22 protein-coding genes and 1 other RNA gene are annotated in these 23,256 nt (G+C 67.5%); 12 read left to right on the forward strand and 11 right to left on the reverse strand.

The annotated features are described in order from the left end of the window. Positions 1–79: 79 nt before the first annotated feature. Complete coding sequence (locus tag P1U75_RS14080) at positions 80–1,402, reverse strand: aminotransferase class I/II-fold pyridoxal phosphate-dependent enzyme (protein WP_300244566.1); 1,323 nt, start codon at positions 1,400–1,402, stop codon at positions 80–82. Positions 1,403–1,506: 104 nt separating this feature from the next. On the opposite strand from P1U75_RS14080, the gene P1U75_RS14085 reads away from it, so the two are divergent. Next, the gene (locus P1U75_RS14085) at positions 1,507–2,379 is read left to right on the forward strand and encodes a LysR family transcriptional regulator (protein WP_300244568.1); all 873 of its coding nucleotides are present in this window, start codon (positions 1,507–1,509) and stop codon (positions 2,377–2,379) included. 9 nt (positions 2,380–2,388) lie between these two features. Here the strand turns inward: P1U75_RS14085 and fnrL are convergent, their stop codons facing one another. Further along, positions 2,389–3,132 (reverse strand): transcriptional regulator FnrL, encoded by a 744-nt coding sequence (fnrL, locus tag P1U75_RS14090; RefSeq protein WP_300244570.1) that lies wholly within the window; start codon positions 3,130–3,132, stop codon positions 2,389–2,391. 63 nt (positions 3,133–3,195) lie between these two features. On the opposite strand from fnrL, the gene hemN reads away from it, so the two are divergent. Then, on the forward strand, positions 3,196–4,551 hold the full coding sequence (hemN, locus tag P1U75_RS14095) for an oxygen-independent coproporphyrinogen III oxidase (protein ID WP_300244573.1): 1,356 nt from the start codon (positions 3,196–3,198) through the stop codon (positions 4,549–4,551). 17 nt (positions 4,552–4,568) lie between these two features. On the opposite strand, the gene P1U75_RS14100 is transcribed toward hemN, so the two are convergent. The 5 genes from P1U75_RS14100 to P1U75_RS14120 all read right to left on the reverse strand — a co-directional run bounded on the left by P1U75_RS14100 (position 4,569) and on the right by P1U75_RS14120 (position 10,977). Continuing rightward, on the reverse strand, positions 4,569–6,146 hold the full coding sequence (locus P1U75_RS14100) for an ABC transporter ATP-binding protein (RefSeq protein ID WP_300244575.1): 1,578 nt from the start codon (positions 6,144–6,146) through the stop codon (positions 4,569–4,571). After that, positions 6,143–7,255: an ABC transporter permease gene (locus P1U75_RS14105; RefSeq protein ID WP_300244577.1), complete on the reverse strand. Its 1,113-nt coding sequence runs from the start codon at positions 7,253–7,255 to the stop codon at positions 6,143–6,145. Before P1U75_RS14105 ends, P1U75_RS14100 begins: the two co-directional genes overlap by 4 nt. Before the next feature lie 3 nt (positions 7,256–7,258). Beyond that, positions 7,259–8,341: a microcin C ABC transporter permease YejB gene (gene yejB, locus P1U75_RS14110; RefSeq protein ID WP_300244580.1), complete on the reverse strand. Its 1,083-nt coding sequence runs from the start codon at positions 8,339–8,341 to the stop codon at positions 7,259–7,261. Positions 8,342–8,360: 19 nt separating this feature from the next. Continuing rightward, positions 8,361–10,298, reverse strand: a complete 1,938-nt coding sequence (locus P1U75_RS14115) for an extracellular solute-binding protein (protein ID WP_300244582.1) — start codon at positions 10,296–10,298, stop codon at positions 8,361–8,363. 172 nt (positions 10,299–10,470) lie between these two features. After that, complete coding sequence (locus P1U75_RS14120; RefSeq protein WP_300244585.1) at positions 10,471–10,977, reverse strand: cytochrome c family protein; 507 nt, start codon at positions 10,975–10,977, stop codon at positions 10,471–10,473. Between the two features lie 119 nt (positions 10,978–11,096). On the opposite strand from P1U75_RS14120, the gene P1U75_RS14125 reads away from it, so the two are divergent. Further along, positions 11,097–11,930, forward strand: a complete 834-nt coding sequence (locus P1U75_RS14125; protein ID WP_300244587.1) for a prephenate dehydratase — start codon at positions 11,097–11,099, stop codon at positions 11,928–11,930. A 29-nt stretch (positions 11,931–11,959) separates the two neighbouring features. Here P1U75_RS14125 and P1U75_RS14130 read toward each other — a convergent pair whose 3' ends face one another. Continuing rightward, positions 11,960–12,427 carry an SRPBCC family protein gene (locus P1U75_RS14130; protein WP_300244590.1) on the reverse strand — a complete coding sequence of 156 codons (468 nt, stop codon included), beginning with the start codon at positions 12,425–12,427 and terminating at the stop codon, positions 11,960–11,962. A gap of 40 nt (positions 12,428–12,467) precedes the next feature. Continuing rightward, positions 12,468–13,451, reverse strand: coding sequence for an NAD(+) diphosphatase (gene nudC / locus P1U75_RS14135; protein WP_300244592.1), 984 nt, complete (start codon positions 13,449–13,451; stop codon positions 12,468–12,470). A 191-nt stretch (positions 13,452–13,642) separates the two neighbouring features. On the opposite strand from nudC, the gene P1U75_RS14140 reads away from it, so the two are divergent. The 5 genes from P1U75_RS14140 to P1U75_RS14160 all read left to right on the forward strand — a co-directional run bounded on the left by P1U75_RS14140 (position 13,643) and on the right by P1U75_RS14160 (position 19,286). Then, the gene (locus tag P1U75_RS14140) at positions 13,643–15,475 is read left to right on the forward strand and encodes a 5'-nucleotidase C-terminal domain-containing protein (RefSeq protein ID WP_300244594.1); all 1,833 of its coding nucleotides are present in this window, start codon (positions 13,643–13,645) and stop codon (positions 15,473–15,475) included. A 58-nt stretch (positions 15,476–15,533) separates the two neighbouring features. Continuing rightward, positions 15,534–15,632, forward strand: an RNA gene (gene ffs, locus P1U75_RS14145) — signal recognition particle sRNA small type. 186 nt (positions 15,633–15,818) lie between these two features. Beyond that, positions 15,819–16,859 (forward strand): ribosome small subunit-dependent GTPase A, encoded by a 1,041-nt coding sequence (gene rsgA, locus P1U75_RS14150; protein WP_300244596.1) that lies wholly within the window; start codon positions 15,819–15,821, stop codon positions 16,857–16,859. Between the two features lie 163 nt (positions 16,860–17,022). After that, a complete protein-coding gene (locus tag P1U75_RS14155; protein WP_300244598.1) occupies positions 17,023–17,412 on the forward strand; it encodes a hemerythrin domain-containing protein in 390 nt (129 codons plus the stop codon). 101 nt (positions 17,413–17,513) lie between these two features. Then, on the forward strand, positions 17,514–19,286 hold the full coding sequence (locus P1U75_RS14160) for a DNA polymerase III subunit gamma/tau (RefSeq protein ID WP_300244600.1): 1,773 nt from the start codon (positions 17,514–17,516) through the stop codon (positions 19,284–19,286). A gap of 119 nt (positions 19,287–19,405) precedes the next feature. Here the strand turns inward: P1U75_RS14160 and P1U75_RS14165 are convergent, their stop codons facing one another. Continuing rightward, positions 19,406–19,954, reverse strand: a complete 549-nt coding sequence (locus P1U75_RS14165; RefSeq protein ID WP_300244603.1) for a cysteine hydrolase family protein — start codon at positions 19,952–19,954, stop codon at positions 19,406–19,408. A gap of 88 nt (positions 19,955–20,042) precedes the next feature. On the opposite strand from P1U75_RS14165, the gene P1U75_RS14170 reads away from it, so the two are divergent. From P1U75_RS14170 to P1U75_RS14185, 4 genes are read left to right on the forward strand one after another with little or no spacing between them, the layout of a single operon-like run. Further along, entirely contained in the window at positions 20,043–21,026 is a 984-nt protein-coding gene (locus tag P1U75_RS14170) for a helix-turn-helix domain-containing protein (protein WP_300244606.1), read from the forward strand. 36 nt (positions 21,027–21,062) lie between these two features. Next, complete coding sequence (locus P1U75_RS14175; RefSeq protein WP_300244608.1) at positions 21,063–21,407, forward strand: YbaB/EbfC family nucleoid-associated protein; 345 nt, start codon at positions 21,063–21,065, stop codon at positions 21,405–21,407. A gap of 33 nt (positions 21,408–21,440) precedes the next feature. After that, entirely contained in the window at positions 21,441–22,034 is a 594-nt protein-coding gene (gene recR / locus P1U75_RS14180) for a recombination mediator RecR (protein ID WP_300244622.1), read from the forward strand. A gap of 7 nt (positions 22,035–22,041) precedes the next feature. Further along, a complete protein-coding gene (locus P1U75_RS14185; protein ID WP_300244623.1) occupies positions 22,042–22,458 on the forward strand; it encodes a hypothetical protein in 417 nt (138 codons plus the stop codon). 24 nt (positions 22,459–22,482) lie between these two features. On the opposite strand, the gene P1U75_RS14190 is transcribed toward P1U75_RS14185, so the two are convergent. After that, positions 22,483–23,253, reverse strand: coding sequence for a cell cycle transcriptional regulator TrcR (locus P1U75_RS14190; RefSeq protein WP_300244624.1), 771 nt, complete (start codon positions 23,251–23,253; stop codon positions 22,483–22,485). Positions 23,254–23,256: the final 3 nt, after the last annotated feature.

Consider the following 23,256-nt stretch of genomic DNA (forward strand, 5'->3'; position numbering starts at 1 on the left):
CGCGGCCCCGTAGGGCGGGCTTCAGCCCGCCACGCGCACCACGTGCACCACGCGCCTTGTCCCGGGCGACGAAAGCCCCTCATCCCCGCACGTAGTGCATTCCCTGGAACCGCGCCCGCAGCGCCGCGGTCTCGGGCGCCAGCGCATCGGGATCATTGCCGCGCAGCGCCCGGGCGATCAGCGCGGCAAGCTCCGCCGCATGTTCCGGGGTCACGCCACGGCGCACCAGTTCCGGCGTGCCGATGCGCAGCCCGTTCATGTCGCCCTCGACCGGCGCGACGGGCAGACCGATGCCGCAGGCCAGGAACCCCGCCCGGCGCAGGGTCTTCGATGCCGCCTGACCGCCGCCGAATGCCGCCGCCTCGACCGCGAACTGGTGCGACTGGGTCGCGCCGCCGGCGCCGTGGTACACCGGCAGCCCCTCGGCCTCCAGCGCGCGGGCCAGGGCCTGGGCCAGGTCGACCATCGCCCCCGCATAGGCCGGCCCGTGGTCGATCCAGTCCAGCAGCGACAGCGCCAGCGCGGCGGATTTCGCCGCGTCGAAATTCGCGGTCATGCCGGGAAAGGCGATCGCATCCAGCCGCTGGGCGATGTCGGCGTCGTTGGTGACGATCAGACCGCCGGCGGGTCCACCAAGGCTCTTGTAGGTGCTCATCGTCATTAGATGCGCGCCCTCGTCCAGCGGATTGGCCCAGACACCGCCGGCGATGATGCCGCATTGGTGGGCGGCGTCGAACAGCACATGCGCGCCCACCTCGTCGGCAATCTCGCGCACCTTGGCCACCGGGTGCGGATAGAGGTTCAGGCTGCCGCCGATGGTGATCACCTTGGGCCGCACCTTGCGCGCCAGATCGCGCAACGCGCCCAGATCGACGGTATAGCCGTCGGCGTTCACCGGTGCGGGATGGGTCTCCAGCCCGTAGAGCCCGGCACAGCCGTCATGGTGATGGGTGACATGGCCGCCGATGGTGGCGGGGGGCGCGATGATCGCGTCGCCCGGCCTGGCCAGCGCCATGAATCCGTAAAGGTTGGCCAGCGCACCCGAGCCGACGCGAATCTCCGCATAGCGGGCGTTGAAGACACGCGCCGACAGTTCGGCGGCGATCACCTCGATCTCCTCGATCGCCTCCAGCCCCATCTCGTACTTGTCGCCGGGATAGCCCAGCGAGGGGCGGCTGCCGAGGCCAGAGGCCAGCGCCGCCTCGGCGCGCGGGTTCATCACGTTGGTGGCCGGGTTGAGGTTGAAACAGTCGCGGTCGTGGATGCGCCGGTTGTCGTCGATCAGCGCCGCGATCCGGTCGTCGATCTGGCGCGTCACGTCGCCGTCGAGACTGGCGGCGATGTGCTGCACGTAGTCTTCGGAAAATTCCGGCACCCAGGGCCGGCGGGCAAGGTGGGTCATGGCGGTCCCTTTGCTGCGTCATTGGCCCATCCAACCGCGTGAACCGCTTGCCTGCAAATCAGATTTGCGGAAAACTAGGGTCAAGAAAATTGAGGCTAGTTCAGATGACCGTCGCCCCGCCGCGCCCCAGGCCCCTGCCGCTGACCGCGCTGCGCGCCTTTGAGGCGGCGGCGCGATTGGGCGGTTTCGCCGCCGCAGCGCAAGAGCTCGGGGTGACGCCGGGCGCGGTCTCGGCCCATGTGAAGGCGCTGGAGGATACGGTGCGCGCGCCGCTTTTCACCCGCGGCGCCAAGGGCGTGGCGCTGACCCCGCTGGGGGCCCGGGTGCTGCCGGAGTTCACAGCCGCCTTCGACCGGCTGGGCCAGGCGGTGCAGGTGCTGCGGGACGAGGCGACGCCGCAGGTCGTACATATCGCCTGCCTGCCCGCCGTGGCGCAGTTCTGGCTGTCGCCGCGCCTGCCTGCCCTGCTTGCGGCGATGCCGGAAACCGCCGTTTCGATCACCGCGCTGGAGGCGCCGCCGAACCTGAAGCGGACCCCTTATGACCTGTGCCTGTTCTATGGCGAGGGGCCGGGCGAGCCGGTGGCGCGCGATGCGATCTTTCCGGTCTGCGCCCCGGCCCTTGCGGCGCGGGTCACGCGGCCGGGGGATCTGCGCGATCTGCCGTGTCTGAGCGATTCGACCTGGACCGGGGACTGGCGGCTGTGGCTGGATACGGCCTGTCCCGGTGCCGGCATCACCCCGCGCGGGCCGGTCTACTCGCTCTACGCGCTGGCGGTGGAGGAAACCGTGAACGGCGCCGGCGTGCTGATGGGCCATGCCGCCTTGCTGGGGCCTCTGCTGGCCAGCGGCCGCCTTGTTGCCCCGTTCGAGACCCGCGCGGAGCTGCCGCATCCGCTGCGGCTGTGGAGCCTGGGGCGCCGCCGCAGCAACAGCGCCGCCGCCAGGGTGGCGCAATGGCTGCGGGAAAACGGCTGAGGTCAGGCCCTAGCTGAACATGCCGCCGTCGGAATCATCGCCGGCCTCGTCCATCAGGCGGCCCATGTCGGGGACGGTCACCCGGCGTTTACCTTCGAGCAGGATCACACCGTCCTTCTTCAGCGCCGACATCTGGCGGCTGACCGTCTCCAGCGTGAGGCCGAGATAATCCGCCATCGCCTCGCGCGTCAGCGGCAGGTCGAAGAGCATCGGCCCCGAGGGGCCATTCGGGCTGAGCGAGGCGTCGCGACGGGCGATGATCGACAGCAGCGAGGCGATCTTCTCGCGCGCGGTCTTGCGGCCCAGCACCAGCATCCATTCGCGCGCCGCGTCCAGCTCGTCCAGCGTCATTTCCAGCAGGCGGTGGGCGATGTGCGGGGTGCGCGCCATCATCTCCTCGAAAGGTTTCTTGCGGAAACAGCACATCACCACGTCGGTCGTGGCGGTGACGTCATAGGGCGAACCCACGCGCCCGGGGCGGCCGACGAAATCGCTGGGCAACAGCAGCCCGACCATCTGCGTGCGCCCGTCCTCCATGGTCTGGGTCAGCGAGGCGATGCCGGAGACGACCGACCCCACGAACCCCATCTTGTCGCCCGACCAGATGATGGTCTGGCCGGCCTCGAAATTGCGGTAGTACTTGATCTCTTCGAGCTGGGCGAGCTCGTCGCGCTCACAATGCGCGCACACAGCCCGATGCCGGATCGGACAGTCGGAACAGGCCCCGGCGGAAAACTGCGTTTGCACTGACATCTCGAAACCCCGGTTGATCTAAGTCAAGGAAAACCACTTACTTGTCTTATTTAGCTTAATGTCATGCAGGTAAATTCTCAATTGGCCAAACTGGGAGTATTTGACGCGAAAGTGCCGCGTTACACCAGCTATCCCACGGCTCCGCATTTCGGCTCCGGCGTTGGTCCGGAACAGTTTTCCGGCTGGATCTCGGCGATTCCGGCGGGGGCGTCGATCTCGCTCTATGTTCATGTGCCGTTCTGCCGCAGGCTGTGCTGGTTCTGTGCCTGCCGCACGCAGGGTACCAAATCGGATGATCCGGTCAACGCCTATGTCGAGATGCTCAAGGCCGAGCTGGCGCTGCTGGCGGAGCGCCTGCCCGAGGGTGTGACGCTGTCGCGGCTGCACTGGGGCGGCGGGACGCCGACGCTGCTGCAACCGGCGCGGATGACGGAACTGGCCGAGGCGATCTTTGCCATCGCGCCGCTGGGGCCGGAGGCCGAGTTCTCGGTCGAGATCGACCCGAACGAGATCGACGGTGCCCGGCTCGACGCGCTGGCGGCCGCCGGGATGAACCGGGCCTCGATCGGGGTGCAGGATTTCGACGAGCGGATTCAGCAGACCATCGGACGCATCCAGAGTTACGAGTTGACGCGCGACGCTGTGGAGATGATCCGCGCCCGCGGCATCGAAAGCCTGAACGCCGACATCCTGTTCGGACTGCCCTATCAGGACAAGGCGCGGATCACCGAGAGCGTGCAGAAGCTTCTGTCGCTGAACCCCGACCGGGTGGCGCTCTACGGCTATGCGCATGTGCCGTGGATGTCCAAGCGACAGCAACTGATCCCCTCGGACAAGCTGCCCACGCCCGAGGCACGGCTGGCGCTGTTCGACACCGCCCGGCGGCTGTTCCTGTGGGACGGCTATGCCGAGATCGGGATCGACCATTTCGCGCGCGCCGATGACGGGCTGACCCGGGCGCTGAAGGCCGGTACGCTGCGGCGCAATTTCCAGGGCTATACCGACGATCAGGCCGATGTCCTGATCGGGGTCGGCGCCTCGTCGATCTCGCGCTTTCCACAGGGTTATGCGCAGAACGCCCCGGCGACCTCGGCCCATACCGGCGCGATTCGCGACGGACGGTTTTCGACCACGCGCGGTCACGCCTTCAGCGAGGACGACAAGATGCGCGGGCGCATGATCGAGATGCTGATGTGCGAATTTCGCATCGACGCCGAGGAGATTCGCACCCGCTTCGGCATCGGCGCGGACCAGCTGAACGCCCTGTTCGCCGATGCCCAGTGCGCCTTTCCCGACATGCTGACTGTGAGCGACACGGGCCTTGCCATCAAGCCCGAGGCGCGGCCGCTGACCCGCATGGTCGCGCGCTGTTTCGACGACTATGACCTGAGCAAGGCGGGCCACAGCTCGGCGATCTGAAAGGGCGCGGCGGGTGCCTAGCCCGCCGCCGCCACCAGCGTGCGGGTGTATTCGGTCTGCGGCGCATCGAACAGCCGGTCCGCCGGCCCGGCCTCGACCACATCGCCCTGTTTCATCACCAGAACCTGATGCGACATCGCCCGCACAACCTTGAGGTCATGGCTGATGAACAGATAGGCGAGCCCGTGCTTGCGCTGCAGCTCCCGCAGCAGGTTCACGATCTGCACCTGCACCGTCATGTCCAGCGCCGAGGTCGGCTCGTCCAGCACCAGCAGACGCGGCCGCAGCACCATGGCGCGGGCAATGGCGATGCGCTGGCGCTGGCCGCCGGAAAACTCGTGCGGATAGCGGTCCATCGAGGCCGGATCGAGCCCGGTTTCCACCATCGCCTCGGCCACCAGGTCGCGCGGGGCGCGATGCGGATCGACCCGGTGGATCGCCAGCCCCTCGGCGATGATCTGGGCGCAGGTCATGCGCGGGCTGAGCGATCCGAACGGGTCCTGAAACACGATCTGCATGTCCTTGCGCAGCCGCCGCAACTCGCGCGTGGACCATTGCCGGATGTCCTGCCCGTCAAAGGTGATCCCCCCCTCTGACGCGATCAGCCGCATCAGCGCCAGCGCCAGCGTGGTCTTGCCCGAGCCGCTTTCGCCGACGATGCCCAGCGTCTCGCCCGCCCGGACCGAAAGCGTCGCGTCGTTGACCGCGCGCACGTGATCCACGGTCTTGCGCATCAACCCGCGCTGGATCGGGAACCAGACCTTCAGATGGTCGGTGCGCACGATCTCCTCGGCGGCTTCCGGCACCGGATCGGGCGCGCCCTGGGGTTCGGCGGCCAGCAGTTTGCGCGTATAGGGATGCTGCGGATTGGCGAACACCGCCTCGGTCGGGCCCGATTCGACGATCTCGCCCCCCTTCATCACGCAGACCTTGTCGGCCACCCGGCGCACGATCCCGAGGTCATGGGTGATGAACAAAAGGCCCATCTTCTCCTCGGCCTTCAGGTCGGCCAGCAGATCGAGGATCTGCGCCTGGATCGTCACGTCGAGCGCGGTGGTCGGCTCGTCCGCGATCAGGATGTCGGGCTTGTTGGCCAGCGCCATGGCGATCATCACCCGCTGCCGCTGGCCGCCCGAGAGCTGGTGCGGATAGGCGCCTAGACGGGTCTCGGGGTCGCGGATGCCGACCTTGCGCAGCAGGTCGAGGATGCGCGCCCGCGCCGCCGCCCCGGTCAGCCCCTGGTGCAGCGCGAGGCTTTCGGCCAATTGCTTCTCGATGCTGTGCAGCGGGTTGAGCGATGTCATCGGCTCCTGGAAGATGAAGCTGATGTCGTTGCCGCGCACCTGCCGCAGCCGCGCCTCGTCGGCGCCAATCATCTGCTGCCCGTCATAGGTGACCGAGCCCTGAACCTCGGCACTGGAGCCCAGCAGCGATACGGTGGAAAGCGCGGTGACAGATTTGCCCGATCCGCTTTCGCCGACCAGCGCCACGGTCTCGCCCCGGTCGACGGTAAAGGACACGCCATGCACCGCGCGCAGGCTCTGGCCGTCCTGCCGGAAGGCGACCGTCAGGTTTTCGACCTCGAGCAGGCTCATTGAAAGGTCTTCCTCGGGTCAAAGGCGTCGCGCACCCCTTCGAAGATGAAGACGAGCAGCGACAGCATGATGGCAAAGGTGAAAAAGGCGGTGAAGGCCAGCCAGGGCGCCTGCAGGTTCTGTTTCGCCTGCAGCGTCAACTCGCCCAGCGAGGGCGCCGAGGACGGCAGGCCGAAGCCCAGGAAATCGAGGCTGGCCAGCGCGCCGATGGTGCCGGTGACGATGAAGGGCAGCATGGTCAGCGTCGCCACCATCGCGTTGGGCAGCATGTGGCGGAACATGATGGTCAGGTTCCCCACCCCCAGCGCCTTGGCCGCGCGCACGTATTCCAGGTTGCGCGCGCGCAGGAACTCGGCCCGCACCACGCCCACCAGCGAGGTCCAGGAAAACAGCACCATCAGCGCCACCAGCAGCCAGAACCCGCGCCCCAGGATCGCGAACATGATGATGATCACGTAAAGCGAGGGGGTCGCCGACCAGATCTCGATCATCCGCTGAAAGATCAGGTCGATCCAGCCGCCAAAGAACCCCTGGATCGCGCCGGCAAAGATGCCGATCAGGCTGGCAGCGCCGGTGACCAGCAGGGTGAACAGGATCGACAGGCGGAACCCGTAGATCACGCGGGCCAGCACGTCGCGCTTGGTATCGTCGGTGCCCAGCAGGTTCTGCCCGTTCGGCGGCAGCGGCGCCGCGCCGGGGCGATCCACCGTGGTGTTGAAGGAATAGGGGATCGGCGGCCAGAGCGCCCAGCCGCGTTGGAAATCCTCAAGGCTCTCGTCCATCGAGCCCTGGTCGATCGCTGCGATGATCTCCTCGGGCTCGTCGAAACATTCCTCCAGCCCGCCCGAGGCGATCAGGCATTGCACCTCGGGGTCGCGATAGATCGCCTCGGTCTGGAAATCGCCGCCGAACGCGGTCTCGGGATAGAACTTGAACACCGGCATGTAATAACCGCCCCGGTACTGCACCAGGATCGGCTTGTCGTTGGCCAGGAACTCGGCGAACAGCGACAGGCCGAAGAGCACCGCGAAGATCCACAGCGACCACAGCGCGCGGCGGTTGCGCTTGAAGTTGCGCCAGCGGCGCTGGTTCAGCGGAGAGAGCGCCATCCGTCAGCCCTCCCGCTTTTCGAAGTCGATGCGCGGATCGACCAGAACGTACATAAGATCGCTCAGAATCCCCACAACAAGGCTCATCAGGCCGAAGATGAACAGGGTGCCGAAGATCACCGGGTAATCGCGCGCCACCGCCGCCTCGAACCCCAGCCGCCCCAGCCCGTCGAGCGAAAAGATCGTCTCGATGATCAGGCTGCCGGAAAAGAAGATGCCGATGAACACCGCCGGAAACCCGGCGATCACGATCAGCATGGCGTTGCGAAAGACGTGGCCGTAAAGCACGCCACGTTCGCTCAACCCCTTGGCGCGGGCGGTCATGACATAGTGTTTCTTGATCTCGTCGAGAAAACTGTTCTTGGTCAGAAGCGTCAGCGTCGCAAAGGCCGAGATCGTCGAGGCGATCACCGGCAGCGCGATATGCCAGAAGTAATCGGCGGCCTTGCCGATCAGGCTGAGATCCTCCCAGTTGTCCGAGGTCAGGCCGCGCAACGGGAAGATCTGCCAGTAGGAGCCCCCCGCAAGCAGCACCAGCAGCAGGATGGCGAAAAGAAAGCCGGGGATCGCATAGGCCACGATGATCAGCCCGCTGGTCCAGGTGTCGAACCCGGTGCCGTCCTTCACCGCCTTGCGGATGCCCAGCGGGATCGACACCAGGTAGGCGATCACCGTGGACCACAGCCCGAGGCTGATCGAGACCGGCATCTTTTCCAGCACCAGGTCGATCACCCCGACCGAGCGGAAAAAACTTTCGCCGAAGTCGAGCCGGACATAGTTCCACAGCATGTTGAGAAAACGTTCCACCGGCGGCTTGTCGAAACCGAACTCGCGCTCCAGCTCCTCGATGAACTCGGGCGGCAGCCCGCGCGCGCCGACATAGCGGTCATTGGCGGCGGTCTGGGTCTCCACGTCGGCACCGCCACCGGCGAACCCCTCGAACACGTCGCCGCCGCCCTCCATCTGGGCGATGATCTGTTCCACCGGGCCGCCGGGCACGAATTGCACCAGCGCGAAGTTGATGATCATGATGCCCAAGAGCGTCGGGATCACCAGCAGAAGGCGGCGAAGGATATAGGCTCCCATCGGGGCGGCGGACCTTTCGTTACTGTCTCAGCGCGCCGGAGGCGACCAGCGCCGCGGCCTTGTCGGCCTCGGCCCACCACAGATCCTCGATCCCCAGCGCATAGGGCGGCAGGATCTCGGGATAGGCGTACTTGTCCCAATAGGCCACCCAGTATTTGCCCAGATACCAGGTCGGCACCATGAACCGCTTGGCCCGCAGCACCCGGTCCAGCGCGCGGGTATTGGCGCTGAGCTCCTCCCAGTCGCGGGCGGCGACGATATTGTCGATCAAGGCCTCGATATCCGGGCCGTGGATGCCGGCGGGGTTGAACACGCTGTAGGCGGCGGCCTCTGTCCCGTATTGCTGATAGAGCCCGGTGGAGGGTTGCAGCGAGGTGCTGTAGCCGGACGAGATCATGTCGAAATCGCGCTCGCGCCGGCGCAGGGTGAACTGGGCGTTGTCGATCCGGTTGTAACTGGCGTCGATGCCCATGACGCGCAGGTTGTCGACGAAGGGCATGACGATGCGGTCCATCACCGGGTCGTCGGACAGGAACTCGATCTTCAGGGTGTCGCCCCTGGCGTTGCGGCGCACGCCGTCATCGCCCACCGCCCAACCGGCACCGTCCAAGAGCTTCATCGCGCGGCGCAGGTTGCCGCGGTCGGTCTGGCGGTCGGCGCGGCTGGTATGGGCCATCACCGGCTCGGCCTCCAGCAGAGCGGGGTCAAGGTCATCGCCCAGCGCCTCCAGCACCTCGCGCTCGCGGCCCTGGGCCACGCCCTCGGCCTCCAGCGGGCTGTTCTGCCAGAAGGAATGGCGTTGCCGGAACAGCCCGTATTGCAGGCTCTCGTTGGTCCATTCGAAGTTATAGGCAAGCTGCACCGCCTCGCGCACGCGGATGTCGCGGAACTGCGGCCGGTCCATGTTCATCACGAATCCGGTCGCGCTGGGTACGTTGCCGTCCTCCAGCTCCTCGCGCTTCACCCAGCCCTTGTCGATGGCCGGGAAATCATAGGCGCTGGCCCAGCTTTTCGAGTTGTTCTCCTGCCGGAAGGTGAACTCACCGGCCTTGAACGCCTCCAGCGCGGCGATGGAATCCGAGAAATACTCGATCCGGATGGTCTCGAAATTGTTGCGCCCGACGTTCACGTTCACATGGTCACCCCAGTAATCGGGGTTGCGCCGGTACACCACCCGGCGGTTGATGTCGTAATTGTCCAGCACATAGGGGCCGCTGCCGATGCCCGGCTCCATTCGCGGCTTGTCGAGGCGGCGGTTCTCCGGATCGGCCTCGAACCATTTTTTCGAGAACACCGGGGTGCCGCCGACCTGGGTGATCAGCGCGCGGCGCGGGATGTCGGGGGCGAAAAAGAACTTCACCCGGTGCGGTCCCAACGCCTCGGCCTTGGGGATGCGTTTGCGCACCGCCTCGGCATAGGATTGCAGCCCCTGGTCGAGCAGGATGTTGTGGGAAAACACCACGTCCTCGGCGGTGACCGGAGTGCCGTCGGAAAACCGCGCCTCGGGTCGCAGGTTGAAGATCACCCAATCCTGGCTCTCGGGGTACTCCAGGCTTTCGGCCAGCAACCCGTAATAGGCCGCCGGTTCGTCGTAGGAGGGGTAGAGCAGCGATTCATACTGGTCCGCCGACCGCGCCCCGGCGCGGCCCTGCCGGGTGAAGGGATTGAAGCTGTCGAAGGTGCCCTGCGCGGCATAGGACAGCTCTCCGCCCCTCGGCGCGTCGGGATTGACGTAATCGAAATGGTCGAACCCTTCGGGGTACTTCAACTCGCCGAATTCCGAGAACCCGTGGCTCTTGGCGACCGTCTCCTGCGCGCGCAGCAGCGAGGCGAAGCCGAGCAGGAGCAGCATCGCCAACAGCAACGGCGCGACATGGGGTATCCGCGACGGGACGATTGCGCGGGTGTACTGACGGACGCGCGTCGGAGCGCGCCGGGGGCCACTGGGTGGGATCATCTTGCGCATCCTCATCTGAAACGGGCAGCTCTGCCTCATGTCGTTGCGACCTAAGCTAATGGTCCGCCGCGCCAATGTTCAAGTTGCGATTGCGTGATGAAAAGTCACAAAAAATAAAGAAAGCCGCTGCGCGGCGGCAGCGGCTTTCGAAACGCACTCGACGTGGACGGGATCAGTCGTCCAGGCTGTCGAGATAGGCGATGACGTTGACCCGGTCCTGCGGCTTTTTCAACCCGGCAAAGCTCATCGCGGTGCCGGGAACCGAAGCGGAGGGCTTGGTCAGGAATTCGTCCAGCGCCTCGGGTGTCCAGTCACCGCCATGTTCGCTCATCGGGCCGGAATAGCCGAACCCGTCAACCGAGGCGACGGTGCGGCCAACCACGCCGTACAGATACGGGCCGGTGGAATTGGCGCCCTCCTCGAGCTTGTGGCAGGCCTGGCATTTCTTGAACACCTTGGCGCCCTTGCCGACATCGGCTGAGGCCATCATCTCGTCGAAGCTGACCTCGACGACCTCTTCGGCGGCGTCCTCATCCCCGGTCTCGATCACGTAGGACGCAACGTCTCCGTGGCCGCCCATGTGATAGATCCCCTCAGCCGCCCATTTCGCCAGAAGAAGAACCAGGAATGCACCCAGGAACCCGGCGGCGGCTTTGGTTACTGTCATCGTGTCAAACATTGATCGCGCATCCATTGTAGCTGTTTGCCGCGTTGTCTAAGGCTTCCCCTTGCCGCTGGCAAGGTATAGACAGCGCGACCAATCGACCAAATCGCCATTGTTGCACGGAATCCGAACCCATGACGAACCGCATCGCCTTTCAGGGGGAACCCGGCGCCTACAGCCACGAAGCCTGCCGCAAGGCGCGCCCCGAGATGGAGGCGCTGCCCTGCCGCACCTTCGAGGACGCGATCGAGGCGGTTCGCTCCGGCGCGGCGGACCTGGCGATGCTGCCCGTCGAGAACTCGACCTACGGGCGGGTGGCCGACATCCACACGCTGCTGCCGCACTCCGGGTTGCACATCATCGAAGAGGCCTTCGTACGGGTGCATATCAACCTGCTGGGCGTGCCGGGCGCACAACTGGGCGACATCACCCACGCGATGAGCCACACGGTGCTGCTGGGCCAGTGCAAGGACTTCCTGCAACAGCACGGCATCCACCGCATCACCGGCGCCGATACAGCCGGATCTGCGCGGCAGGTCTCGGAACTGGGCCAAACCGGCACCGCCGCGCTGGCCAGCGAACTGGCCGGCGAGATCTACGGGCTGAACCTGCTGGCCCGCCACATCGAGGACCATTCCAACAATACCACCCGGTTCCTGATCATGTCGCGCGAGGCCGATTCCTCGCGCCGGGGCAAGCACGGGATGATCACCAGTTTCGTGTTCCAGGTGCGCAACATTCCCGCTGCGCTCTACAAGGCGATGGGCGGCTTTGCCACCAATGGAATCAACATGACCAAGCTGGAAAGCTATATGGTCGATGGCTCCTTCACCGCGACCCGGTTCTATGCCGATATCGAAGGCCACCCGGATGATCCGAACGTCAAACTGGCGCTGGACGAACTCGCCTATTTCACCACCGACGTGGAGATCCTGGGCGTCTACCCGGCCTCGGCCGAGCGCGGCTAACCGGCCCGCCGCAGCGGGGGCCTGACACGTCAGGCGGTGCGGGTTTTGCTTTCCTCGATCGACTTGGCGAATTCCGCCACCTTCAGCTTGAATCGCTTGGTCAGCGAGGTCTTGGCCAGCTTCAGCGATTGCAGGAAAAGCCGCGCCGACAGCGTCTTGGGCGCCAGGTTGAGTACGATCGCCATACGCGTCCGCTGCGGTGACAGCGCCACCAGTTCAACCGTCATGACCCCGGTCAGGCCGGTGGACTCGGACTCGACCTGCATCTCTTCCGGCGCGGCAAGCCTGGCCAGGACCAGGCGGAGGTTGCGCCGCTTGCCGCGCAGGTCAAAGGCGGCGTCCCAGGCCATTCCGGGCGCAACCGCAGCCGCCTCGTCCTCCCGCCGCACCTCGATCCCGCGGCGGATCGCCGACCGTTCGAAACCGTCGAAATCGCTGACCGCTGCAAACACCTCTTCGATCGGGGCGTCGATATCTTCCTTGCTCGAAAACTGCATGCCTAATCCAACCTGATAAAACGCGTCGACAAGTGTCCCTTCAATCCAGGGTATCCGCAAGCCAGTTCTGCAACAGAAAATGCGCAATTGCGCCTTTTCGCGCCGGCTTCAGCACCGGGTGTTCGCCGGCAAAGGCGGTCATCATGTCGGCGCGGCTGACCCAGATCGCATCCTCGATCTCGACCGGGTCGATCGTGATCTCGCGCGCCAGCGCCTCGCCGGCGCAGCCGAACATCAGCGAGGCCGGGAACGGCCAGGGCTGGCTGGCGAGATAGCTGACCGCGCCCACCGGCACCCCGGCCTCCTCCATCACCTCGCGGCGCACCGCCGCCTCCAGCGTCTCGCCCGGTTCGACGAAACCGGCGAGCAGCGAATACATCCCCTCGGGCCAGCCCGGCGAGCGGCCCATCAGTACCGCGTCGCCATGGGTGATCAGCATGATCACAACCGGATCGGTGCGCGGGAAATGATTGCCGCCGCAGGCCGGGCAGGTCCGCTGCCAGCCGGCGTTGGAAATCGTGCTTTCGGTGCCGCAGCTGGCGCAAAACCGGTGGGTCGCGTGCCAGCCGATGATCGCCTTGGCGGTCGCGGCAAGTTCGGCGTCGCGGGGCGACATGCGGGTCATCACCCGGCGCAGCTCGGCGAACGCCATGTCCTCGGGCAGGTCCGGGTGGCGCTGTTCGCTGCCATCCACGAAACTGCCAAGCGCGCCGTAATCCAGTTGCTCCGGTTCCCAGCGCGAGAGATCATCGGCAAAAAGCGGCGCGCCCACCTCGTCCAGCCCAAGCAGCACCGGCGCGCGGATCGCCTTGCCCAGACCCGCCGCCAGCACCGGGTGGTCCATCGCGATCAGGCCGACCGCGTCCAGACCCGCCCCGCGCAACAGCGGCTTGCCCCGCCACATCGGCAGGCAGCGCGCCGCCGGGTCGGCCAGCGCCCGCGCCAGCGCCTCATCATCGCCGCGGATCTCCGCCGCCCGGTTCAACCCCGATCCGCCGAAGGTCACCTGTTCCGCCGTTTTCATCGCCTGCCCCTTTTCCGCTCCACCGCGACCGATCCTGCGGTGCCATGCATGGCGGCGCAACTCAACCGGTTTCGTTTGCGGCGTGGCGCTTCCGACACGCACCGGCGCCGTCTCATCATTCGGGTTTCACCGCCCCCGGCTTCATGCTTGAAAGGGTGCGATCCGCCCTTCATCTCGGAACGAGGCCCCCCATGACAGTCGCGGCGACGCACCTGCGCATCCTCGCCACCAGCGATCTGCACATGCATCTGGCCGGCTTCGACTACGGCGCCGACCGGCCCGATCCCTCGGTGGGTCTGACCCGAATTGCAAGCCTGATCGCCTCGGCGCGGGACGAAGCCGCGCAGATCGGCGCCCTGGTGCTGCTGCTCGACAATGGCGACGGCATGCAGGGCACGCCGCTGGACGCACGCGCCGCCGCGCCGGGGGCCGGGGCGCATCCGCTGATGCGGGCCTTTGGCCAGCTCGGCTACGACGCCATCGGGCTTGGGAACCACGATTTCGATTTCGGGCTGGAGGCGCTGGACCGGGCCTTGACGGTCGCGCCCTGTCCGGTGCTCTGCGCCAATCTGCGCCCCGAAGGGGCAGAGAGGCCCGCCGCGCTGCTGCCACGGACCATTCTCGAACGGCGGACGCCGGGCGGGGCCGCGTTGCGCATCGGCCTGTTCTCGGTGCTGCCGCCGCAAACCGGCATCTGGAACCGCCCCCTGCTGGAGGGACGGGTCGGGTTCGACGACATGGTCACGAGTGCTGCCCGCGAATCCGGGGCGCTGAGGCAAGCGGGCTGCGATCTGGTCATCGCGCTGGCCCATACCGGCCCCGAGCCGGAGCAGGCCCCCGCCGCCCCCTTCGCCGAGAATGCCCTGCGCGCGGTGGCCACCCTGCCGGGCGTCGATGTCGCGGTTGGCGGCCACAGCCATGAGGCGCGCAGCTGGGATGGCCCCGGCGCGCCCACCGTGATCCCGGGCTTTGCCGGCTCGCATCTCGGGGTGATCGACCTCGCCCTCGAACGCAAAGCGACCGGGCGCTGGACCACGGCGAGCGCCAATGCCACGCTGCGCCCGGTGGCCCGGCGCGATGCGGGCGGGCAGGTACAACCGCTTGCGGCAGAGGATCCCGCGCTGGTCCGGTTGATCGCCCCGGCGCATGAGGAAACCCGCGCCGCCCTGCGCACGCCGATGGGCCGGAGCGCGCAGGGGCTGCACAGCTATTTCAGCTTCTTCGCCCCGGACCGTTCCCTGGCGCTGGTGGCGGCGGCGCAGGCGGCGGCGCTGCGCCCGCATCTGGCCGGGACCGGGGCCGAGGCGTTGCCGCTGCTCTCGGCCACGGCGCCGGGCAAGACCGGCGGGCGCGGCGGGCCGACCCATTACACCGATGTCCCCGCCGGGCCGCTGCAGCTGCGCCACCTTTCCGACCTTTACCCCTTCCCCAACACACTGGCCGGGGTGGTTCTGACCGGGGCGCAGATCCGCGACTGGCTGGAACAGGTGGCCGGGCAGTTCAACCGGATCGCGCCGGGCGGCCGCGAGATGCCGCTTACCGATCCGCTGTTGCCGGGTCACGGGTTCGACGTGCTGCACGGGCTGAGCTATGCGGTCGATCCGGCCGCGGCACCGCTCTACGCCCCCGATGGCACGCCCCTGCCCGGCGGCGGCGGACGGATCCGGGATCTTGCCTGGAACGGCGCCACCGTGGGGGCCGATCAACGCTTTGCCGTCGCGCTCAACAGCTACCGCGCGGCCGGCGGCGGCGGTTTCGCCGCGCTGCGCGGCGCCCGGCCGATCCCCTTGCCGCCTCTGGCGATCGGCGATGCGCTGCGCCGCTATCTCTCGGGCGCGATGCCCCGCGACCCGCTCGAGGCCGCCCCGCCGCCCTGGCGGCTGGCCCCGGTGCCCGGGGCCGAGGCCGTCGCGCGGACCGGACCCGGCGCGCGCGCCCATCTGGACGACCTGGCCGGGCGCGGTATCGAGGACATGGGGCTGGACTCCGACGGCTTCCTGCGGCTGCGGCTGCGGCTCGGCTGAGCGCAAATCCCGCCGCCCCTCTCTTGTCATTGCCCTGACGCTCGCCTATGTTGCGGATCGAGAGGTTGGCGCGGGCAGGCACCTCGCCAACCCGGTCAGATCCGGAAGGAAGCAGCCGTAACGAGCCCCGCTTGGGTCGTTGTCCAGCCTCTCACCTGACGCCAATCGCGCCACTGGCGCCCCGAATCTGCCCCAGGAGGACATTTCATGACTGTCGCATCGTCCCGCCGGGCAGAGCGTTTCTGAGCGTCGCTGACGCCACCCTCTGCCTGACCAACCGACCGTTTCGCCCGCTTGTGCGGCGCGATGGTTCGTGCTGTTCAAGAACAAGGCAGACAGACCGATGTCACTCACACTTCCGGACCTGGGATGGTCCGTTTTCTTCTCCGGCCAATGCCCCGGGCAGGGCGCGGAGGCCACCGCAAACCCCTTTCGCATCGCCGAGGTTCACCGCGACCGGCTGACCGCGCTGTCGCCCGGGGGCGAGGCGATGCTCACCTGCGGCCCGGCGCTTACCACCGGCGACATCGCCGTGGGCGACTGGGTGCTGGCCGATGCCAGCGGCCGCATCACCCGCCGGCTCGACCGGCAGACGGAGATCAAGCGCCGCGCCGCCGGCACCGCAGCGCAGGCGCAGCTGATCGCGGCCAATGTGGACGTGCTGTTCCTCACCACCTCCTGCAACGCCGATTTCAACCCCGCGCGGCTGGAACGCTACCTCGCGCTGGCGCGCGGCGCCGGGGCCTTTGCGGTGGTGCTGCTGACCAAGGCCGACCATTGCGACGATCCGCGCCGCTACGCGCGCGAGGTCGAGCGGCTGGACCCGATGCTGCCGGCGATCCCGCTCGACGCGCGCGATCCGGCCGAGCTGGCAAACCTGGCCTCCTGGGTGCGGCCGGGGCAAACCGCGGCGCTGCTGGGATCCTCCGGGGTCGGCAAATCCACCCTGCTCAACGGATTGACCGGCGCGGCGGCCGCAACCAGGGGCATCCGCGAGGAGGATGCCAAGGGCCGCCACACCACCACCGCGCGGGCGCTGCGGCAGATGACCAACGGCGGCTGGCTGATCGACACGCCCGGCATGCGGGCGCTGCGGCTGACCGGCGCCGAGGCGGGGATCGAGGCGGTGTTTGGAGATATCGAGACGCTGGCGCAGAGCTGCCGGTTCTCCGATTGCACGCACGGGGATGAACCGGGTTGCGCGGTGCAGGCGGCCATCGCCGACGGCACGCTCGATCCCGCCCGCCTGGACCGATGGCGCAAATTGCTGCGCGAGAACACGCGCAACAGCGAAACCCTGGCGCAGGCGCGCGCCCGCGACAAGGGGTTCGGAAAGATGGTGCGCGGCGTGAAATCCTCGATGAAGGGCCGCAAGGGGTATTGAGGCCCCTCCGCCGCGCCCACCCCGGGCGCGGCCTGCCCACCCGATCCGGGCCGACGCGGGCCACGCGGACCGGACAAATTCTCAATCTTGACGAGCATAGACTTCGGCGTGTTCAATCGAGCAACCGCGCGCGCAAGAGGCGAATCGGAGGAGGGGGGAGACCATGAAATGGCAGCCTGAATTCGCAACCGGCGACGCCGGGATCGACGATCAACACAAGATGCTGTTCGAAACCTCCGATCAATTCCGCCGAACCCTTGAGGCGGGCGAGGGGCACAGGACCTATGACCTGTTTCTGGATTTCCTGACCGCCTATTGCGAAATGCATTTCTCGATCGAGGAAAAGTGCATGTTCGCCCGCAAATGCCCGGTCGCCACGCAGAACCACCACGAACACGGGCTGTTCCTGCGCCTTGTCGAAAAGGAAACTGCCCGGTTCCGCGAGGATGGCTTTGACGCCGGGTCCGCCACGAAACTGGTGGACACGATCGACAGCTGGATGGAAAGCCACATCTGCCGGATCGACGTAAGGCTCAGGGAAGTCCTGGCGTGATCCCGCTTGGTCGGCCCGGCGCACCGCCGCCACTGGACCTCGCGCTGCCCAGCCAATAGGTTCGGGGCGCACACCCCCCCTTCCACGCGCAGGTAGCCCCCTTGTCCGACAGCCCCGCCTATCAGGTTCTCGCCCGCAAGTACCGCCCCGAGACCTTTGCCGACCTGGTCGGCCAGGAGGCGATGGTGCGGACGCTGAAAAACGCCTTCGCCGCCGACCGAATCGCGCAGGCCTTCATCATGACAGGCATCCGCGGCACCGGGAAAACCACCACCGCGCGAATCATCGCCAAGGGCATGAACTGCATCGGCCCGGACGGCACCGGCGGGCCGACGACCGAACCCTGCGGCCAGTGCGAACATTGCCGCGCGATCATGGAGGGGCGCAATGTCGACGTGATGGAGATGGACGCCGCCAGCCGCACCGGCGTCGGCGACATCCGCGAGATCATCGATTCGGTGCGCTACCGCGCCGCCAGCGCCCGCTACAAGATCTACATCATCGACGAGGTCCACATGCTCTCGACCAGCGCCTTCAACGCGCTGCTCAAGACGCTCGAGGAACCCCCCGAGCATGTGAAATTCATCTTCGCCACCACCGAGATCCGCAAGGTGCCGGTCACCGTGCTGTCGCGCTGCCAGCGATTCGACCTGCGCCGGATCGAGCCCGAGGATCAGATCGCGCTGCTGCGCCGCATCGCCGATGCCGAGGGCGCCGAGATCGCCGAGGACGCGCTGGCGCTGATCACCCGCGCCGCCGAGGGCTCGGCGCGCGATGCCACCTCGCTGCTCGATCAGGCGATTTCCCACGGCGCCGGCGAGACCACCGCCGAGCAGGTCCGCGCCATGCTCGGGCTGGCCGACCGCGGCCGGGTGCTCGACCTGCTCGACCTGATCCTGAGGGGCGACGCCGCCGGCGCGCTGGCCGAACTGTCGTCGCAATACGCCGAGGGCGCCGACCCGATGGCGGTGCTGCGCGACCTGGCCGAGATCACCCACTGGATTTCCGTGGTCAAGATCACCCCGGACGCCGCCGAGGATCCCACCGTCTCGCCCGACGAACGCGCCCGCGGACAGGCCATGGCCGGGGCGCTGCCGATGCGGGTGCTCAGCCGGATGTGGCAGATGCTGTTGAAGGCGATGGAAGAGGTCGCCGCCGCCCCCAACGCGATGATGGCCGCCGAGATGGCGGTGATCCGGCTGACCCATGTGGCCGATCTGCCCAGCCCCGAGGAACTGCTGAACAAGCTGAACAACGCCCCGTCGCCCCAGCCCCCCGCTGGCGGCCCCGGCGGCGGCCCCGGCGGTGGTGCGCGCGCGGGCGGTGCCCCGATGGCGCGGGGCGGCGCGGCCCCGGTTCAGGGCCGCACGGTCAGCTCGGGCGGCGCCCCACGCGGTGCGCCGCAGGCCGCACTGGCGCAGGAAGTGGCGCAATCGCTGGCCCGCTATCCCACGTTTCACCACGTGGTCGAGCTGATCCGCGCCAACCGCGACGGCAAGCTGCTGATCGAGGTGGAGACCGGGGTGCGTCTGGTCAGCTACCAGCCCGGCCGGATCGAATTCGAACCCGCCCCCGATGCCGCCCGCGACCTGGCCCAGCAACTGGGCCAGCGGCTGCAATCCTGGACCGGCAATCGCTGGGCGGTGACCCTGGTGAACGAGGGCGGCAGCCCCACCATCGCGGAAGAGCGCGACGCCGCCGAGAACGCCCTGCGCGCCGAGGCCAGCGACCACCCGATGGTGCAGGCGGTGCTGGCCCGGTTCCCGCAGGCGAAGATCACCGGGATCCGCACGCAGGAGCAGATCGCCGCCAACGCCGAGGCCGAGGCGCTGCCCGAGGTCGAGGACGAATGGGATCCGTTCGAGGACGGCTGATTTTCGCGGCAAATCACCCGAACGCGACAGAGCGAAAACCCCGTTACCGCGGAGTCGCGCCCGGCTACTATTCCGGGCGCCGGTCTCTCCGCTTTCCTGTCCTTCCCGCACCTGTCCCCCTACCCCGCCAGAACCTCATCCGTCGTCATCACCTTGGCATAGCTCATCGCCAGGGGCGCCATGAAGGCCGCGTGCACCTGTTCGGCGCTCAGCGTCACCCCTCCGAACGCGGCCTCTTTCGCACCGCAGGCATCCTCGACCACCGTCACCGCAAGGCCGTGATCCACCGCCGCCCGGGTGGTTGCGTCGATGCACATCTGGCTCATTGCGCCGCAGATCGTCACCGCCTCGACGCCCGCCCCTTGCAGCCGCTCCAGCAGGTCGGTGCCGTGAAAGCTGTTGGGGCGGGCCTTGGTGATCACCGCCTCGCCGCCCTGCGGCGCGACCGCCGGGTTGATCGCGGCGCCGTCGCTGCCGGGGCGAAAGAACGGCGCCTGCTCCGATGGCATCTGGTGCCGCACATGGATCACCAACTCGCCCGCCGCCCGCGCCGCCGCCAGCAGCCGGGCGGCATTCGCCGCGACCGCCGCCATCTTTGACACCGGCCAGAGACCGCCCTCGAAATAATCGTTCTGGATGTCCACCAGGATCAGCGCGTGTTTTGTCATTGGTTCGGTCCTTTCACGTTTCGTACAAAATCCGGCCCAAACTGCCCGATCTTGACCGGGCGGAACATTGGCGGTTATGACAATTCACATGCAGAAACCGCCAAACACCCCGATCCGCCTCGCGCTTGTCGCCTATCCCGGCGCGCAGCGCGCGGCGCTGGAGGGGCTGGCCGACCTCTTTGCCCTGCTGCCCCGGCTGGCGCGCGGCGAGGACAGCTTGCCAGGGGTCGAAATCGTCACCGTCTCGGAGGACCACCTGCCGGAGGGGTCCTTCGATGCCCTCCTCTTCCCGCCCTCGCTGGAGCCGACCCGGCCGCACCCCGACCACCCTCTGTGCCACTGGGCCAGAGCGCAGCACGCCACCGGCGCGCTGGCCGCCTCGGTCTGTGCCGGGGCGTTCTGGCTGGGCCACGCGGGGCTGCTGGACAATCGCCCCGCCACCACGCACTGGGCGCTGGAACCGGCGTTTCGCGCCTGTTTTCCGCTGGTCGACCTGCAACCGGAACATATCCTCATCGACGATCTGGACATCGTAACTGCCGGCGGGCTGATGGCCTGGCTCGACCTCGGGCTGCACCTGACCGGCCTGTGGTTCGGCCCCGACATGGTTTCGCGCCTGGCGCGGCACCTGCTGGTCGATCCTGCCGGGCGCGAGCAGCGCCATTACTCGGGCTTTCGCCCGCCGCGCGACCACGGCGACGCCGCCGTGCTGCGGGTCCAGCGGCGAATTGATACCGGTTATGCCGAACCGCTGGGCGTTACCGCCCTCGCCACCCATGCCGGGCTGAGCGAACGCAGCCTGCTGCGCCGGTTCCAGGCCGCGACCGGCCTGACCCCGGCGGCCTACCTGCAACGGCTTCGGGTGGAAAAGGCGCGCGGCGCGCTGGAGCGCAGCGCGGACAGCACCGCCGAGGTCGCCTGGGCCGTCGGCTACCGCGATGCCTCGGCCTTTTCGCGCGCCTTCAAGGGCTGCACCGGGCTGACCCCCGGCGTCTATCGCGCCCGGTTCAGGGTTGGAGCAAAACGCCCGGTGACCACGGCCTTGTGCGAACCCGCCACCGCCCGTATCTAGGGGCCAACAGAAGCCTTCCCCAAAAAGGAGACAGCGATGCTGAAAGGTTTGGGCGGACTTGGTGACATGGCCAAGATGATGAAATCCGCACAGGAACTGCAGACCAAGATGGCGCAGATGCAGGAGGAGCTCTCCAATCTGACCGTCACCGGCGAATCCGGCGCCGGGCTGGTCAAGGCCACCGCCACCGCCAAGGGCGAGCTGACCGGGCTTGACATCGACCCGTCGATCTTCAACGGCGACGACAAGGAGGTGGTCGAGGATCTGATCCTTGCCGCCGTGAAGGACGCCCAGACCAAGGCGGCGGAAAAGGCGCAGCAGGAGATGGCCAGCCTGACCGAAAGCATGGGCCTGCCCAAGGACATCAAGCTGCCGTTCTGAACGGCGGCTTGACCTGAACGGGCGGCACCGCGCGTGAGTTCCACCGGCGAAATCGAGGCCCTGATCGACCTGATGGCCAGGCTGCCGGGGCTCGGGCCGCGCTCGGCCCGGCGCGCGGTGCTGCACCTGATCCGCAAACGAGCGCTGCTGCTGACGCCGCTGGCCGACGCGATGCAGACGGTCGCTGCCACCGCGCGCGAATGCCTCAATTGCGGCAACGTCGGCACCAGCGACATCTGCGACATCTGCACCAGCGAAAAGCGCGCCACCGGCGAGCTTTGCGTGGTCGAGGATGTCGCCGACCTCTGGGCGATGGAACGGTCGGGCGTGTTCAAGGGCCGCTATCACGTGCTCGGCGGCACGCTCTCGGCGCTGGATTCGGTCGGGCCGGAGGAGTTGCGCATTCCCCGGCTGATCGACCGGATCGCCTCGGAGCAGATTTCCGAGGTGATCCTGGCGCTGAACGCCACGGTGGAGGGGCAGACCACCGCCCATTACATCGCCGACCAGCTGGAGGGGCGGGTCAGGCTGACCACGCTGGCGCAGGGGGTGCCGATCGGGGGCGAGCTGGACTATCTCGACGACGGCACCATCAGCGCGGCGCTGCGCGCCCGCAAGGAGCTTTAGGGGCGCCATGCACCGGCCCGCCGCCGCCCCCGCATTTCGTGCGGGCACCCTTTATTTCCTGATCCTTTTCGCCTGCGGTTTCGGGCTGGGCACGATCCGCACGTTGCTCCTTGTCCCGGCACTCGGCCCCTTTGTCGCCGTGGCGCTGGAATTGCCGGTGATGCTGGGGCTGTCCTGGATCGTTGCCGGGCGGCTCACGCGGGGGCGCGCGGCGCTGGCCGGCGCGCGGACGCGGCTGGCCATGGGCGGTGTCGCCCTGGTGCTGCTGCTGGCGGCGGAGATGGTGCTGGCCGCGCTGGCGTTCGGTCAGGCGCCAGACGCCTACCTGGCGGCGCTTGCCAGCCCGCACGGCGGGCTTGGGCTGGCCGGGCAGCTGGGGTTCGGGCTGATCCCCTGGCTGCGATGGCGGGCCCGGCGGGGCTGACCGCCCCGACCCGTCAGCCCGTGGTCAGAAGCGCGGATCGCGCCCGTCCTCGTCGTCCTCGTCGTCCTCATCTGCATCCGGCAGGTTGAAGAAGCTGTCGGCGTCCGGCACCGCGTCGGAACGGTCCGGCCTGTCGTCCGAACCCGACAGGGTAAAGGTTTCCAGCCCCTCGATCGCGGTCGGAATCTTGGGTTCGGCCTCCATTCCCAGCGACTGCTCGGTGCTGACCAGCTTGCGGCGCTCGTCGTCACTCATCACCACGCCGTCGGCGGCCTTCTTGGCGGCGGCCTTCTGCACCGCGGCGTCAAGCTCGGACTGCTTGCACAGCCCCAATGCCACCGGGTCGATCGGCTGGATGTTGGAGATGTTCCAGTGGGTCCGCTCGCGGATCGCCTGGATTGTCGGCTTGGTGGTGCCGACCAGCTTGGAGACCTGACCGTCGGTCAGCTCCGGGTGGAACTTGACCAGCCACAGGATCGACGCCGGGCGGTCCTGCCGCTTGGACAGCGGCGTGTAGCGCGGGCCGCGCCGCTTTTCCTCGCCCTGGGCGGCCGGGTTGAACTTCAGCTTGAGCTGGTACAGCGGGTTCTTCTCGGCGTTGTCGATCTCGTCCTGGGTCAGCTGGTTGTTGGCAACCGGATCGAAACCCTTGACCCCGGTGGCGACGTCGCCGTCGGCGATACCCTGGATCTCCAGCTCGTGCATGCCGACGAAATCGGCGATCTGCTTGAAGCTGATCGTCGTGTTGTCCACCAGCCACACGGCGGTTGCTTTCGCCATAAGGGGTTTTGCCATGTG

This window comes from Antarcticimicrobium sp., from assembly GCF_029212575.1.
Lineage (GTDB): Bacteria > Pseudomonadota > Alphaproteobacteria > Rhodobacterales > Rhodobacteraceae > Antarcticimicrobium.